The 14,559-nt window shown below is 71.9% G+C and carries 11 protein-coding genes and 1 pseudogene; 10 read left to right on the top strand and 2 right to left on the bottom strand.

All coding sequences use genetic code 11. From position 1 onward, the window contains the following. Window positions 1-381: 381 nt before the first annotated feature. From ssd to AC5RUW_RS00115, 7 genes and pseudogenes are all read left to right on the top strand, one after another. Complete coding sequence (gene ssd / locus AC5RUW_RS00145; protein WP_494158817.1) at window positions 382-1,404, top strand: septum site-determining protein Ssd; 1,023 nt, start codon at window positions 382-384, stop codon at window positions 1,402-1,404. Beyond that, the gene (locus tag AC5RUW_RS00140) at window positions 1,401-2,645 is read left to right on the top strand and encodes a TadA family conjugal transfer-associated ATPase (protein WP_494158816.1); all 1,245 of its coding nucleotides are present in this window, start codon (window positions 1,401-1,403) and stop codon (window positions 2,643-2,645) included. The genes ssd and AC5RUW_RS00140 overlap by 4 nt, the downstream gene beginning before the upstream one ends. A gap of 134 nt (window positions 2,646-2,779) precedes the next feature. After that, entirely contained in the window at window positions 2,780-3,565 is a 786-nt protein-coding gene (locus AC5RUW_RS00135; RefSeq protein ID WP_494158815.1) for a hypothetical protein, read from the top strand. Beyond that, complete coding sequence (locus AC5RUW_RS00130; protein ID WP_494158814.1) at window positions 3,562-4,146, top strand: type II secretion system F family protein; 585 nt, start codon at window positions 3,562-3,564, stop codon at window positions 4,144-4,146. Before AC5RUW_RS00135 ends, AC5RUW_RS00130 begins: the two co-directional genes overlap by 4 nt. A 192-nt stretch (window positions 4,147-4,338) precedes the next feature. Next, a complete protein-coding gene (locus tag AC5RUW_RS00125; RefSeq protein ID WP_494158813.1) occupies window positions 4,339-4,683 on the top strand; it encodes a DUF4244 domain-containing protein in 345 nt (114 codons plus the stop codon). Between the two features lie 211 nt (window positions 4,684-4,894). Further along, window positions 4,895-5,275 carry a TadE family type IV pilus minor pilin gene (locus AC5RUW_RS00120; RefSeq protein WP_494158812.1) on the top strand — a complete coding sequence of 127 codons (381 nt, stop codon included), beginning with the start codon at window positions 4,895-4,897 and terminating at the stop codon, window positions 5,273-5,275. Then, a pseudogene (locus AC5RUW_RS00115) lies at window positions 5,275-5,628 on the top strand (Rv3654c family TadE-like protein); the annotation flags it as partial. The gene AC5RUW_RS00120 and the pseudogene AC5RUW_RS00115, both read left to right, overlap by 1 nt. 65 nt (window positions 5,629-5,693) lie before the next feature. Here AC5RUW_RS00115 and AC5RUW_RS00110 read toward each other — a convergent pair. After that, a complete protein-coding gene (locus tag AC5RUW_RS00110) occupies window positions 5,694-8,060 on the bottom strand; it encodes a DEAD/DEAH box helicase (protein ID WP_494158811.1) in 2,367 nt (788 codons plus the stop codon). Between the two features lie 73 nt (window positions 8,061-8,133). After that, window positions 8,134-8,790 (bottom strand): GNAT family N-acetyltransferase, encoded by a 657-nt coding sequence (locus AC5RUW_RS00105; protein WP_494158810.1) that lies wholly within the window; start codon window positions 8,788-8,790, stop codon window positions 8,134-8,136. A gap of 129 nt (window positions 8,791-8,919) precedes the next feature. On the opposite strand from AC5RUW_RS00105, the gene trhO reads away from it, so the two are divergent. The 3 genes from trhO (at window position 8,920) to topA (ending at window position 14,452) form a co-directional block, all read left to right on the top strand. Then, on the top strand, window positions 8,920-9,813 hold the full coding sequence (gene trhO, locus AC5RUW_RS00100; protein WP_494158809.1) for an oxygen-dependent tRNA uridine(34) hydroxylase TrhO: 894 nt from the start codon (window positions 8,920-8,922) through the stop codon (window positions 9,811-9,813). Window positions 9,814-9,859: 46 nt separating this feature from the next. Further along, a complete protein-coding gene (locus tag AC5RUW_RS00095; RefSeq protein WP_494158808.1) occupies window positions 9,860-11,581 on the top strand; it encodes a DUF7059 domain-containing protein in 1,722 nt (573 codons plus the stop codon). Between the two features lie 147 nt (window positions 11,582-11,728). Beyond that, on the top strand, window positions 11,729-14,452 hold the full coding sequence (topA, locus tag AC5RUW_RS00090) for a type I DNA topoisomerase (protein WP_494158807.1): 2,724 nt from the start codon (window positions 11,729-11,731) through the stop codon (window positions 14,450-14,452). The last annotated feature ends 107 nt before the right edge of the window (window positions 14,453-14,559 follow it).

Raw genomic sequence — 14,559 nt, 5'->3', positions numbered from 1 at the left:
CCGCCCGGTCCCCAGCCGGCTTCGTTCCCGATCCCCGCGCCGTTCCCACGCCCCAGGCTGAAGGTGCAGGCAGGGCAGACTGCCCGGCCCGGCCTCTCCGGCAGGGACGTAGATGCCGAGACGGCCGGCGTCGGCGCAGGACAGGTGCGGGACAAGGTTGGGGAGGGCAGGATGGCGGCGGTGCTGCCGGAAGCAGACACGGGGTGGGTGCCGGCGGGTCCGGCCGCGGCCGGAGCGCCCGGGGAGCGGCGTCGTCGACGCGCCCGGGCGGCACCGGACGGAGTGCAGGTGCCGGAGCGCCGGATGAACTCCTGGCCGGGAGCCCCGGCGGGGACGGACACTGCCCGGGCAGGGGCAGCAGCCGGGTCAGGGAAGGCAGGGGTGCCTGAGGCGCTGCTGCTGCTCACCGGATCCCAGAGCCTGCACGAGGAAATCGCCCGTATAGCTGCCGCCGCAGACCGTGAACTGATCGTCTGCGCCGGTATCGGAGAAGCCGCCGCGGCTGCTGCCACAACCCTGCTGATCGACGTGGACACCGCCCGCCGGACCGGAGTGCCGGCGGCTCTGCGGCGCGGCGGCCGGCGGATCATTTTGCTGGCCGGCCCCGGGCAGGCCCACGTCTGGGAGCTTGCCGCGGAGCTGGGCGCGCACCGGGTCGCCGTCCTGCCCGATGCGGCGGCATGGCTTGTCGACCACCTGCGCCCGGCTCCAGCGGCTTCCCCGGCGGTGGTGCTCGGGGTCGCCGGAGGCTGCGGCGGCGCCGGGACCAGCACCACCGCCTGCTGGCTGGCGCAGGAAGCGTTGCGTACCGGACCGGTAATGCTGCTGGACGCCGACCCGGGCAGCCACGGGCTCGACCTCTGCCTGGACATCGCCGATGTGCCCGGACTGCGCTGGTCCGGACTGCGGGAGGTCCGCGGCTCCATCCACCCGGAGCAGCTGTTCCCGGCCCTGCCGACGGCGGCCGGCATCAGTGTCCTCAGCGGCAGCGAGGGACCGCCGGATATGCAGCTGCTGGATGCGGTGCTCGAGGCCGGACGCGGCAAGGCCGGCACGGTGGTAATGGACCTTGGCAGGGGCGGCGGAAGCGCTTCCGTCCGCTGCGACGCCGTCCTGCTGGTGGTTCCCGGAACACGTCGGGCGCTGCTTGCCGCCGCGCAGTCCGCGGTCCGGCTCTCCGGTGCACAGGTCGTGGTGCGCGGGCCGCTGGCCGACGGGCTGGACGAGCAGCGGGCGGCGGAGGTCGTGGGTCTGCCGCTCGCCGGGTACCTGCCCCGCTACCCGCGGCTGGACCGGGAGTCGGACCGGCTCGGAGTGCTGGCTGCGGGGCGGCGACGTTTCGTCAGGCGCCGGCTTCAGGGTGTGCTCGCAGCGGGGCTGGCCCGGGCGGCAGGTGCCCCATGAGTTCCAGGTCCGGCCGCCACGCCGCCGGAGAGCCGGTCCGGCCCCTGCCGTTCCAGCCCGACCATGCGACGTCGCACGCCGTTCCGCCCGCGGAGCCCGGCATGGACGACGTCGTGGCGTTGATCCGCCGCAGGGTGGTGGCCGATCCGGCGCCGGTGACCCGGGTGGGCCTGGCGGAGGCGGTCCAGCAGAGCGGGCGGGTGCTCGGCACCCAGGGAGCCCTGGCCGCCGTGGACCGGGTGCGTGCCGAACTGCAGGGCCTGGGGCCGCTTCAGCCGCTGGCGGAGGACCCAGCGGTGACCGATATCCTCGTCAACGCGCCTGATCAGGTCTGGACCGAAGGCCGCGACGGGCTGGCCCTGTCCGGACTGCGGCTGGGCACCGAGACGGACGTGCGGGCCCTGGCTGTCCGGCTGGTCGCCGCGGGCGGCCGGCGTCTTGACGATTCCAGCCCCTGCGCCGACGTGCAGCTGGGACCGTACCGGATTCATGCCGTCCTGCCTCCGGTCTCCACTGCCGGAACGGTGCTGTCGATCCGGATCCGGCGGAGCCGGGTCCTACTGTTGCCGGAGCTGGTCGCCGGCGGCATGGCCGACGACGCCGTTGCCTCGGTGCTGCACGCAGTGATCATACGGCGGCTCAACTTCCTGATCAGCGGCGCCACCGGCACGGGGAAAACCACGCTGCTGGCTGCCATGCTGTCCTTGTGCGGCCCCCGGGAACGGATAGTGGTGGTGGAGGACGCCTCCGAGCTGAAGCCGGACCATCCTCACGTGCTGGGCCTGCAGAGCCGACGCGGCAACATCGAGGGCAGCGGCGGCATCGACCTGGCGGATCTGGTGCGCCAGGCCCTGCGGATGCGCCCCGACCGGCTCGTGGTGGGAGAGTGCCGGGGCGGCGAGGTGCGCGAGCTGCTGGCTGCCATGAACACCGGGCACGACGGCGCCGGCGGAACGCTGCACGCCAACTCCGCCGAGGCCGTCCCGGCCAGGCTGGCCGCGCTCGGTGCGCTCGCGGGCATGAGCCGGCGGGCCCTGGAACTGCAGGCCGGCAGCGCCCTCGACGTGCTCATCCACCTCACCCGGACCCGCCAGGGACGGCAGGTGGACGAGGTGGCGCTGCTGAGGAGCGGCCCGGAAGGGTTGTCGGTGACGCCTGCCCTGATCCGCAGCAACGGCGCCATGGTTCCGGGGCCGGCGAAGTCCGAGCTGGACGCTCTGCTGTCCGCGGGCGGACCGTGACCGGGGCCGCCGTGACGCTGCTGCTGCTCGCAGCCCTCGCCCTGGTGCAGGGAACACCGCCCGGACACCGGGGCCGCCCACGTGGGGGAGCGGGACCGGGTGCGGGGGCAACATCAGGGGCAACGGTGCCCCGGATGCTCAGGCGGCTGCGCCGGCACGCCGAGCGGCTGTCTGCCCTGGAGCAGTCTGTCCCGGGCGGCCAGGTGCATGGTCCGGACGGATCCGGGCACCCGGCTCCGGGACGCCGGCCGCTCCGGAAAGACGGCTGGCAGGGCCCGCGGGCGCAGGATGACTCCCTGCCGTTGCTGGTGCACCAGCTGGCCGGGCTGTTGGCCGCGGGCCGCTCTCCGGGATCGCTGTGGGGGGACGCGGCCTCCCTCTGCCGGGCTGAAGCGGAGGCGGGGGACGTCCCGCAGGCTCGGGCCGACGTCCTGGCTGCCGCGTCGCGTGCCGCCCGGCTGGGCCTGAGCGTGGTTCCGGTGCTGCAGGACGCGGCGTCCACAACCGGCCGGCGGCGGCCGGGCGCGCTCATCCTCGGGCCGGGCCGCCGCTCAGGGGAGGTGTCGACCGAGGCCCGGTTCTGGCGGGACCTTGCCGCCTGCGTGCACGTTGCCGAGGCCAGCGGAGCGCCGCTCTCGGAGCTGCTGCACCGGTATGCGGAGGCGCTGGAGGCGGATCTGGACGCTCAGGCTGCCCGTGACGGTGTGCTTGCCGGCCCGCAGGCCACCGTCCGGCTCCTGGCCTGGCTGCCCGTGGGCGGGCTGGGCCTGGGATACGCGCTGGGCGCGGATCCGCTGGGAACACTGCTGGCCTCGGGATTTGGCTGGGCGGTGCTGGCGGCCGCGGCGGCGCTGACGGTGGCGGGGCGCGTCTGGTCCAGGCGGCTCGTTGCCTCCGCAGCCGGAACGGCACCGAAATGATCGGAGTGCTGGTGGCGCTGATGCTCGCCGCCGGCTCCGTTGTACTGCTTCTCCCTCCGGCCGCGGCTCGGAAGGCTGAGCCACCCGCCGAACCTGATCCGCCGCCGGGTATCAGCGACCCGGCGCTGATACTGGACCTCGTGGCGGTGATGCTGGCGGCGGGGCGGCCGCTCGGCTCCGCGTTGGAGGTGGTCGGAGGCCTGTGCGAGCAGCGGGCGGCGGACGGGCTGCAACGCCTCGCTGCAGGTCTGGGCCTTGGGCTTCCCTGGGAGGAGGCCTGGGCGCTGGCTGCCGGCCGGCCTGCAGCGGACACGGCGCGGGGCGTGGCGGGCGGTAGCGGCCAGGTCCTGGCCGACCTGCGGTACGCGCTGACGTACGCGGCGGGCAGCGGGGCGCCTGCCGCGCGGGTGCTGCAGGCCCAGGCGGCCCAGCTCCGTCGGCGCCGGATGCGTGCGCTGGAACGGCGGGCCGCGGTGCTCGGGGTTCGCCTGGTGCTGCCCTTGGGGCTATGCGCATTGCCGGCATTCGCCGCCCTGACCGTCCTTCCGCTGCTCATGTCCCTGCTGCCGGACCTGGGCTGACCGGCGCCGGTCCTGGGCTGACCGGTGCCGCCCCGGCTGACCAAACACCTGCGGCAGTTCCTCCACACCCCGGCGGAGCGTCCGTCCCGGTCCAGAGCCGCCCCTGGGCCCGTCCTATCGGGCCCCGTGCTCCCGAAGTATGGCGTTCACGGGCGGTCAGCCGGCCGCCGGTACCTCCGGGAAGGACGAATGATGAAGCAGATCCAGAACGCCCGCCGCCTTGAAAACCAGCGGCCGGGAAACCTCACCGGCTGCGGGGCGGAACCGGCTCTCGGGGAACGCAGCCCGGCAGCGGAAGCCGCCCTGCGCAGCCGGGTGGAAGGCTCTGACGTCGTGGACCTGGCCGACTGGAAGGTCCGCCGCGCGGCCGCCCGCCGGCTGCCGGATGACCCGGAAGCGGGCATGGCCACCGCCGAGTACGCCATCGCCACCCTGGCGGCAGTTGCTTTCGCTGCGCTTCTGGCCGCCGTCCTCGGCAGCGGCGAGGTGCGGGGGATGCTGATGTCGCTGATCCAGTCGGCACTCAGCCTCGGCTGAAACGAGCTGTGCTTGCCCTCCCGGAGGCGTGGGGCAGTTCAGCGGACTGCCCTACGCCTCATCTGGGAAAGGAGGCATGCATGCGCGGAAGGAGGCGCGGAAGGAGGGAGGAAGGATGCGGGGATTATCGGGTGCCGGTGCCGGTGCCGGTGCCGGTGCTGGTGCTGGTTCCGGTGTAGGGCAGCAGCCAGGGAACAGCGGTTCAGGCGGGATGTCCGGAACCGGAAGCGCATGCGGAACCGGACACCGGCTGCGGCGGGAGCTGGGCGCCGTCACGGCCGAAATGGCGGTGGGGCTGCCCGCCCTGACTCTGCTCCTGGCTGCCCTGCTCACCGGGGCTGCTGCAGGGGTCACCCAGCTCAGGGTGCAGGAAGCGGCACGGACAGCCGCAAGGGAGGTGATGCGGGGACAAGACGAGCAGGCGGTGGGGGCGGCCCGTCGAATTGCCGGGGATGAGGCTGCCGTGGAATTGCAGGAAGCCGGCGGCTGGGTGCAGGTGGAAGTATCCGCAGGACTGGACGCACCCCTGCTGCGGTGGCTTCCCGTCACGCTCCGGGCCTCGGCCGCAGCGCCGGCGGAAGGCGGCCCCTGATGGCAGCCGCCGGCGTCGGCCGGCCCGCCGACGGGGAACGGGGCGCGGGCACGGCGCTGCTGCTCGGCGTTGCCCTGGCCGTGGTCCTGCTGCTGGCCGGAATCCTGCTCATGGCACAGGCGCTGGTGGCTTCCGCCCGGGCGTCGACGGCGGCGGACCTCTCCGCCCTGGCCGCCGCCGACTCCGTGCGCGGGCTCCGGCCGGCAGCTCCCTGCACCCTTGCGGAAGAGACAGCGGGGCGTAACGGTGCCCGGCTGGGGGAGTGCCTGCTCGACGAAGCGGCGGGCACCGCGACCGTCACCGTGCGGGTGCCGGTCCCGGCGCTGGCCGGAATGTCCGTGACCGGAACGGCCCATGCCGGGCCACCCGGTGCGGGATCTGTGGAAGAAAGGCGGCCCGGGGCTGACGCGCGGACGCGTCAGCGGCCTGCCGCAGGCACCTGCTCCCGCTCCGTTTCGGCAGCCGCTGCGGGTGCGTGCTCCAGCAGCACCCCGAGCAGGGTGACCGCACCGTTCTTGTCCAGCGGGTTGTTCTTGTTTCCGCACTTGGGGGACTGGACACAGGAGGGGCAGCCGGCCTCGCACTCGCAGGCGCGGATGGCGTCACGGGTGGCCGAGAGCCAGATCTGCGCAGCTTCATAGGCCCGCTCCGCGAAGCCTGCACCACCGGGGTGGCCGTCATAGACGAAGATGGTCGGCATGCCGGTGTCGGCGTGCAGGGCGGTGGACACCCCGCCGATGTCCCATCGGTCCGATGTCGCAACCAGCGGCAGCATGCCGATCGAGGCGTGCTCGGCTGCATGCAGGGCGCCGGGGAAGTCCGCGGCGGCCAGCCCGGCGGCAGTGAGCTCATCGTCGGGCAGGACAAACCAGACCGCCTTGGTGAACAGCTCCCGGGCCTCCAGCTCCAGCGGTTCCTCGCCGAGGATCTCGTTCGAGACCAGGGCCTTGCGCTGGAAGGACACCACCTGGGTCGTCACCTTGACCGTGCCGAAGCAGGCCTGCAGCGGGCCCCACTGCTCGCTCCGCTCGGTCTCCAGCACCTCGATCTGCGTCACGTCGCGGGCCTGGGTGTAGAACTCCGGGTTGGCGCGGCTGACCATGGCGCAGTGGTCGGCCTCGTTCAGCTCATCCACCAGGAACGTCTGCCCCTGGTGGACGTACACGGCGCCGGAGTGCGCCTGGTAGTGGGCCTGAGGTGAATCCATCGTCCCAAGCAGGGTGCCGGTCTCGGACTCGACGATGCTGATCGGCCCACCGCCGGTGGCGCGCAGGTTCACCAGCGACGCCGCGGACTCGGCATGCGTCCAGAACCAGCCCGCCGGACGCCGCCGCAGGTAGCCCTGGGCCACCAGCTGCTCCAGCAGGCCGGCAGCGGTGGGCCCGAAGTCCGCCCGCTCCTCGGGCCGCAGCGGCAGCTCCGCTGCGGCCGCGCACAGATGCGGGCCCAGCACGTAGGGGTTGGCGGGGTCGAAGACGGTGGCCTCCACGGAACGGTCGAACACCGCCTCCGGATGATGCACCAGATAAGTGTCGAGCGGATCGTCGGAGGCAACGAACGCCGCCAGCGCGTCCTGCCCGGCCCGCCCGGCTCGGCCGATCTGCTGGAACAGCGAGGCCCGCGTACCGGGCCAGCCGGCCACCAGCACCGCGTCCAGACCGGAAATGTCGATGCCTAGCTCCAGGGCGGAGGTGCTCGAAATGCCCAGCAGCTCTCCGTTGCGCAGCCGACGCTCCAGCGCACGCCGCTCCTCCGGCAGGTAGCCGGAACGGTAGGCCGCCACCCGGTCCGGCAGCGACGGATGCACCTCCTCCACCAACCGGCGGGTAATCGACGCAATGCTCTCCGCGCCGCGCCGGGACTTGATGAACGCGATGGTGCGCACCTGCGCGGAGACCAGGTTGGCCAGCAGGTCGGAGGTCTCGGCGATCACGGTCCGGCGCTCGCGGGCCCCGTTCTCGCCCTTCAGCTCGGTCAGCTGCGGCTCCCAGAACGCCACCGTCACGGCGCCGTGCGGGGACGCGTCGTCGGTGACGGCCTGCACCGGGCCGCCGATCAGCCGGCCGAAGGACTCCCCGGGATCGGAGGAGGTCGCGGAGGCGCCGATGAACACCGGGTCGGCCCCGTACCAGCGGCAGATGCGCCGCAGCCGGCGCATCAGGTTCGCCACGTTGGACCCGAACACGCCCCGGTAGCTGTGCGCCTCGTCAATCACCACGTACTTCAGCCGGCGGAAAAACCGCGCCCACCAGGAGTGGTTGGGCAGCACCCCGAAGTGCAGCATGTCCGGGTTGGCGAGCACCAGGTTGGCGTGGTCGCGGATCCAGCGGCGGGCGCCGGGATCCGTGTCGCCGTCGTAGGTTTCCGCCCGCACCGTGGGCAGCCCAAGCGCCTTGACCGCCGAGAGCTGGTCCGCGGCGAGCGCCTTGGTGGGCGCCAGGTACAGGGCGACGGCGCCCGAGGGCTCCAGCGTGGCGCGCTCATCCAGCCCGCCGCGATGGATCGCATCCAGTACGGGCAGCTGATATGCCAGCGACTTGCCGGAGGCGGTGCCGGTGGCCACGATGACGTCGTTGCCGGCATGTGCCGTGTCCGCGGCCTCGACCTGGTGCCGCCAGGGCAGCTGCACGCCCAGGCGCCGGTACCCGGCCACGACGTCGGGGTGCACCCACTGCGGCCACGGGACGGTCCGGGCCTCGCGGGCCGGGATCTCGTGCACATGCACCAGCTGCTCAGGGTCGGCTCCGCCGCCCAGCAGCGGAATCAGGGAGTCGTGTAGGGCCACGCGGCCATTCTCCCACCGGGATCCGACAGGCCGCAGCGGTTTCGCCGCGGGCCGAGCTGACCGCCGGACAGGGTCAGAGCCGCGGCTCCAGCATGACGACGCCGGCCAGCGGCTCCCAGCCCAGATACCGGTACAGCTCCAGGCCCTCGGCGGTGGAGATGAGCAGTCCGGTCTCGGCGTCGTGCTCCAGGGCCACCGCGGTCAGCGCCCGCATGACATAGCTGCCGAGCCCCAGCCGGCGGTATTCGGGGTCGGTGAGAATCCGGTCATACACGGCAATGCCGTTGACCACGGCGACGCGGCCGCTGGCGACCGGAGCCCCGTCCAGGGTCACCGACACGTCGCCCACCGTTCCGGAGCGCAGGGTGTCCGTCACATATCCATCTCCCGGGGGCAGCGGGTCCTCGATGTCCTGGCCCTCCATGGCCAGGACCATGAACACCTCGTCCGCCGAGCGGACCTGGAGCCCGTACACGGACGCTGCGCCGTGGATTTCGTCCAGCCGCCGGGTCACGATCGTGAACAGCCGCTGCGGGCTGTGCCGGGCCGAGGAGGCCAGCGCCGCGAACTCGTCGTGGGAGGGTTCCAGGGCGAAGTACTCCCAGTCATTGGTTTTGTCATGCAGCAGCGCGGCCGGAAAGCGGCCCTCGTGCCGCATCCGGTAGCCCCGGGCCTGCGCCCATCCGGAGACCCAGGTCTCCAGCAGTTCCTCGCTCAGCTCGCCCATCATGCATGCACGATAGCGGCCGGGGCGGGGGAACGGTATGCAGCGGCGGTAAACCCGCAGCCGGCCCTGCGCCGGCCCCGTGTACGGCCCGACGCCGCCGGCCCGTCCCCGGCGCCCGACTACCCTTGAGGGGTGGCCATGAACCGAATCGCTCTGTACTACCTCTTCACCCCGCTGCCGGACCCGGAGGCGGTCCGCCTGTGGCAGCACACGCTGTGTGACTCGCTCGGACTGCGCGGGCGCATCCTGATCTCCCCCGACGGCATTAACGGCACGGTCGGCGGCCCGCTGGATGCCGTGAAGGCCTATGTGAAGGCCACCCGGCAGTACCCGGGATTCCGCGGACTGGAGGTGAAGTACTCCGAGGGCTCCGCTGAGGACTTCCCGCGGCTTTCCGTGAAGGTGCGCAAGGAGATTGTGAGCTTCGGCGCCCCCGGCGAGCTGAAGGTCGATGAGCACGGCGTCGTCGGCGGCGGCGTGCACCTGCGGCCGGAGGAGCTGCACGAGCTGGTGGACGCCCGCCGCGCCGCAGGGGAGGAGGTGGTCTTCTTCGACGGCCGCAACGCCTTCGAAGCGCAGATCGGCCGGTTCAAGAACGCCGTGGTGCCCGACGTCGAGACCACCCGGGACTTCATCCGCGAGCTGGACTCGGGCAAGTACGACGAGCTGAAGGACAAGCCGGTGGTGACGTACTGCACCGGCGGGGTCCGCTGCGAGGTGCTCTCCTCGCTGATGGTCAACCGGGGCTTCCAGGAGGTCTACCAGCTCGACGGCGGCATCGTCCGCTACGGCGAGGCCTACGGCGACAAGGGCCTCTGGGAGGGCTCGCTGTACGTGTTCGACCGGCGCATGCACACCGAGTTCAGCGACGAGGCCGAGGTGATCGGCCGCTGCGCCCGCTGCGAGGCGCCCACCAGCAAATTCGAGAACTGCTCGAACCCGGCCTGCCGCAAGCTCACCCTCTACTGCGCCGACTGCGCATCGGATCCCGCCACGCTCCGTTGCCCGGAGGGCTGCGCGGCCTGAACCTCCACGGCCCGAGGGGCGATGCATCCGCCCATAGACTGAAGCGGTGAACAGCTTTGCCCGGATTCCGGATGCCCCGCACAGTGACGACCCTGATCTGCTGGCCCGCCTGGCGGCCGACCTCACAGCAATGGACTACACCGTCGACGGCGTGGCCGCCTTCCTCGGCGAGGAGGCGGCCGATGCGCTGGCGCGGGAACAGCTGGTGCCTGCCATCCTCGCCTGCCGCCGGGAAGCGGCGGCCGCGCAGCCCCGCCCGGTGGCCGCCGCCGTCGCGCTGTGGCTGATCGGAGCGGAGCTGCCTGCAGCTGATCTGGACCGTGCGTTTCCCGGCACCGGGGTTGCCGGGCTCCTTCGCCTGGGGCTCGTGGAGCCCGCGACCAGCGACTCCGACGCGCCCGCCCGCCGTGACTCAGGCACCGCCGGCGGGGAAGAGGCGCTGCGTGCCGCCGTCGACCTGCGGCCGTACGGCATCGGCGGAGAAGGGGACACCCCGGCCGCCTCGCTCTGGGTGGCCAGCGACCTCGGAGCCCATCAGCGGCCCGGCGTGCTGCGCCGCGACCACGTCCTGGGCATCGGGCAGGCTTCGCTGAGCCTGGCGCAGCTGACGGTGCGCCGTCCGGTGGACCGGGCGCTCGACCTGGGCACCGGCTGCGGCATCCAGGCCTTCCACCTCCTGGGCCACGCCCGCCACGTGACCGCCACCGACATCTCCGACCGCGCCCTCGGCTTCACCCGCTTCAACCTGCTGCTGAACGCCCCGGCCCTGGGCCTGGACCCGCTGCGGCTCGAGGACCGGGTGTCGCTGCGGCTGGGGTCCCTGCTGGAACCGGTGGCCGGGGAACGGTTCGATTTGGTGGTCTCCAACCCGCCGTTCGTCATCACCCCGCGCACCGGTGCGGACGAGTCGGACCGCTTCACCTACCGCGACGGCGGGCTGCCGGGAGATGACATTGTCTCCTCCCTGATCCGCGGCCTCGGCGACGTGCTGGCCCCCGGCGGCACCGCCCAGATGCTGGGCAACTGGGAAATCCAGGCTCCGCCTGCCGCTCCGGACTCCCTCCCGGCAACCGACGCGGGCACCGCCACCGGCTGGGAACGGCGGATCCGCTCCTGGGTGCCGGCGGAGCTGGACGCCTGGGTGGTCCAGCGCGAACAGCTCAGCCCCGCCGAGTACGCGGAAATGTGGCTGCGGGACGCCGCCGAAAACCGGGACCGGGAGCTGTACACCGCCGCCTACGAGGCCTACCTGCGCGACTTCGCCTCCCGCGGCACCGAGGCGGTCGGCTTCGGCTCGATCTGGCTGCGCCGGCGCACCGGCAGCGAACCGCTGCTGCGCTTCGAAAAGATCACCCACCCCCTGGAACAGCCGATCGGGCCGCACCTGGGCGCCGCCGTCGAGCGCTACGACTGGGCCGCCGCGCGGCCCTCCCTGCTCCGGGAGCGGCTGGTGGTGGCGGACGACGTGACCGAGGAACGTCATCAGCGCCCCGGCGCCGAGCACCCGGGCGTCATCCTGCTGCGCCAGGGCGCCGGATTCCGCCGCACCAACCTGATGAGCACGGAGCTGGCCGGCTTCGTTTCGGCCTCCGACGGGGACCTCACCGTCGGCCAGATCATCGGCGCGCTGGCCGCGCTGCTGGGCCGCGACGGCGACGCCGGCTTCGCGTCCGGGCTGGAGGCCGAGGTGCGGAACCTGCTGCTGGACGGGTTCCTGGTGCCGCCGGCGGCCCGGCAGCGGCCGGAGCAGCCCTCCACAGGTAATTAACCCGCACGTCGGTAACTGTTCCGCCGACCAGTTACCCTAGTGCTGGGGCAACCCCCATACTGTCTGTGGATGAACCGGCGCCGGGCGCTGCGGCCCGCGGCAAGACCATCATCCAAACCATCAGCACTTCCGCTACGTAGGAGAGACGTGCCAGTTAAGGCATCGGACAAGAACACCGGCAAGAAGAAAAAGCTCGTCATCGTCGAGTCCCCCGCCAAGGGCAAGACCATTGCCGGTTATCTCGGAGAGGACTTCGAGGTGACCGCCTCGATGGGCCATATCCGGGACCTGCCCCAGCCCTCGGACCTGCCTGCCGAGCTGAAGAAGTCCTCGCTCGGCAAGTTCGCCGTCGACCTGGAGAACGGCTTCGAGCCGTACTACGTGGTGTCCACGGACAAGAAGAAAAAGGTCGCCGAGCTCAAGGCGGCGCTCAAGGACGCCGACGAGCTCTACCTCGCAACCGATGGGGACCGCGAAGGCGAAGCCATCGCGTGGCACCTGCTGCAGGTGCTCAAGCCCAAGGTGCCGGTACACCGCCTGACCTTCCCGGAAATCACCCGGGAAGCGATCCAGCGCGCCCTGCAGGAAATGCGGGACGTCGACGTCGCCATGGTGGATGCGCAGGAAACCCGCCGCATCCTGGACCGGCTCTACGGGTATGAGATCTCGCCGGTGCTCTGGCGCAAGGTCGCCCGCGGCCTGTCCGCCGGGCGCGTGCAGTCGGTGGCCACCCGCCTGGTCGTGGAGCGGGAGCGGGAGCGCATGGCGTTCCGCTCCGCCTCCTACTGGGACCTGATGGGCACCTTCGCCACCGCCCAGGACGAGTCCTTCAAGGCCAAGCTGGTCAGCCTGGACGGCCGGCGCATCGCCACCGGCAAGGACTTCACCGACCGCGGGCAGCTCAAGAGCGCCGATGTCGCGCACCTGGACGAGACGGCCGCCGTCAGCCTCGCCGCGTCGCTGGAGGCTGCCGCGTTCACCGTCCGCTCGGTGGACACCAAGCCCTACACCCGCCGTCCGGCCGCCCCGTTCACCACCTCCACCCTGCAGCAGGAGGCCGGCCGCAAGCTGCGCTTCTCCTCGCGGGTGACCATGCAGGTGGCGCAGCGGCTGTACGAAAACGGCTACATCACTTATATGCGTACCGACTCCCCGGCGCTGTCGGACCAGGCGATCAACGCCGCCCGCCGGCAGGCTTCGGAGCTGTACGGACCGGAGTACGTGCCGGACGCCAAGCGCATCTACAAGGGCAAGTCGAAGAACGCGCAGGAGGCGCACGAGGCCATCCGGCCCGCCGGCGACTCCTTCCGCACCCCGGCGCAGGTCGCCTCCGCGCTGCGCGGCGACGAGTTCAAGCTGTACGAGCTGATCTGGAAGCGCACCGTTGCCTCGCAGATGGCCGACGCGAAGGGCTCGACCGCGTCCGTGCGCCTCGGCGCGGTATCCTCCGACGGGCGTGACGCCGAGTTCACCGCCTCCGGCACCGTAATCACCTTCCGCGGCTTCATGGCCGCGTACGAGGAGGGCCGCGACGCGGTCCGCGGCGACGACGACGGCGAGTCCGGCGACGGCGCGCGGCTGCCGGTACTCAAGGCGGAAGACCCGCTGGCGGCCCGGGACATTACCCCCGCCGGTCACGAGACCTCCCCGCCGCCCCGCTACACGGAAGCCTCCCTGGTCAAGACCCTGGAGGAGCTGGGCATCGGACGCCCGTCCACCTACGCCGCCACGATCTCCACGATCATGGACCGCGGGTACGTCACCAGCCGCGGCCAGGCCCTGGTGCCGAGCTGGATCGCGTTCTCGGTGGTGCGGCTGCTCGAGGAGCACTTCACCGACTACGTCGACTACGACTTCACCGCCGAGCTCGAAGAGGACCTGGACCGGATCGCCCGCGGCGAGGCCGGCCGCGTGGAGTGGCTGGACCGCTTCTACTACGGGGACCGGCAGGAAACCGGGCTGCACACCATCGTCAACGACCTCGGCGAGATCGATGCGCGGGCCATCAATTCCATCGAGATCGCCGACGGCATCGTGCTGCGGGTGGGCAAGTTCGGCCCGTATCTGGAACGCGTCCTGCCGGCCGACGCCCCGGAGGGTACCGAGCCGGAGCGAGCCAACGTGCCCGAGGACCTGGCCCCCGATGAGCTGACCGCCGAGAAGGCCGTGGAGCTGATGAACAGCGCCGGGCCCGAGGAGCGGGTGCTGGGCACCGATCCCGAAACCGGACGCACCATTGTGGCGCGCAACGGACGGTACGGCCCCTACGTCACCGAGATCATCCCGGAACCGACCGAGGAGGAGCTCGCCGCCCAGCCGGTGGAATACTACAAGAACGGCAAGCCGAAGCCGCCGAAGAAGCCCGTGAAGGTGCGTCCGCGCACCGGGTCCCTGTTCAAGTCGATGAGCGTGGACACCGTCACCCTCGAGCAGGCGCTGGCCCTGATGAGCCTGCCCCGGGTGCTGGGCACCGACGCCGAGGGCAACGAGATCACGGTGCAGAACGGGCGGTTCGGCCCGTACCTGAAGAAGGGCACCGATTCCCGCTCCATCGGCTCCGAGGAGGAGATCTTCTCGATCACCCTCGAACAGGCGCTGGAGATCTACTCCCAGCCCAAGCAGCGCGGCGCCCGCGCCGCCGTTCCGCCGCTGGCCGAGTTCGGGCCCGACCCGGTCTCGGAGAAGCCGATCGTGGTGAAGGAAGGCCGCTTCGGCCCGTACATCACCGACGGCGTCACCAACATCACCGTCCCCCGGGCCACCAGCATCGAGGAGCTGACCCGCGAGCAGGCCATTGAGCTGCTGGCGGAAAAGCGCGCCAAGGGCCCGGCGAAGAAACCGGTCCGCAAGCGCGCCGCGGCACGGAAGTAGCCGCTGCCGCCGTCCGTCCGCCCCCGGGTGAACGCCCTGCGGGCGGACGGTGGCCGGCACCGCCGGGGACATAATGGAGACAAGCCAGGTTCCCTAGCGAAAGCGCA

The sequence above is a fragment of the Arthrobacter sp. Y3222053 genome, from assembly GCF_059092805.1.
The sequence above is the reverse complement of the archived record's forward strand: the minus strand, read 5'-3'. Positions and strand labels throughout refer to the sequence as shown.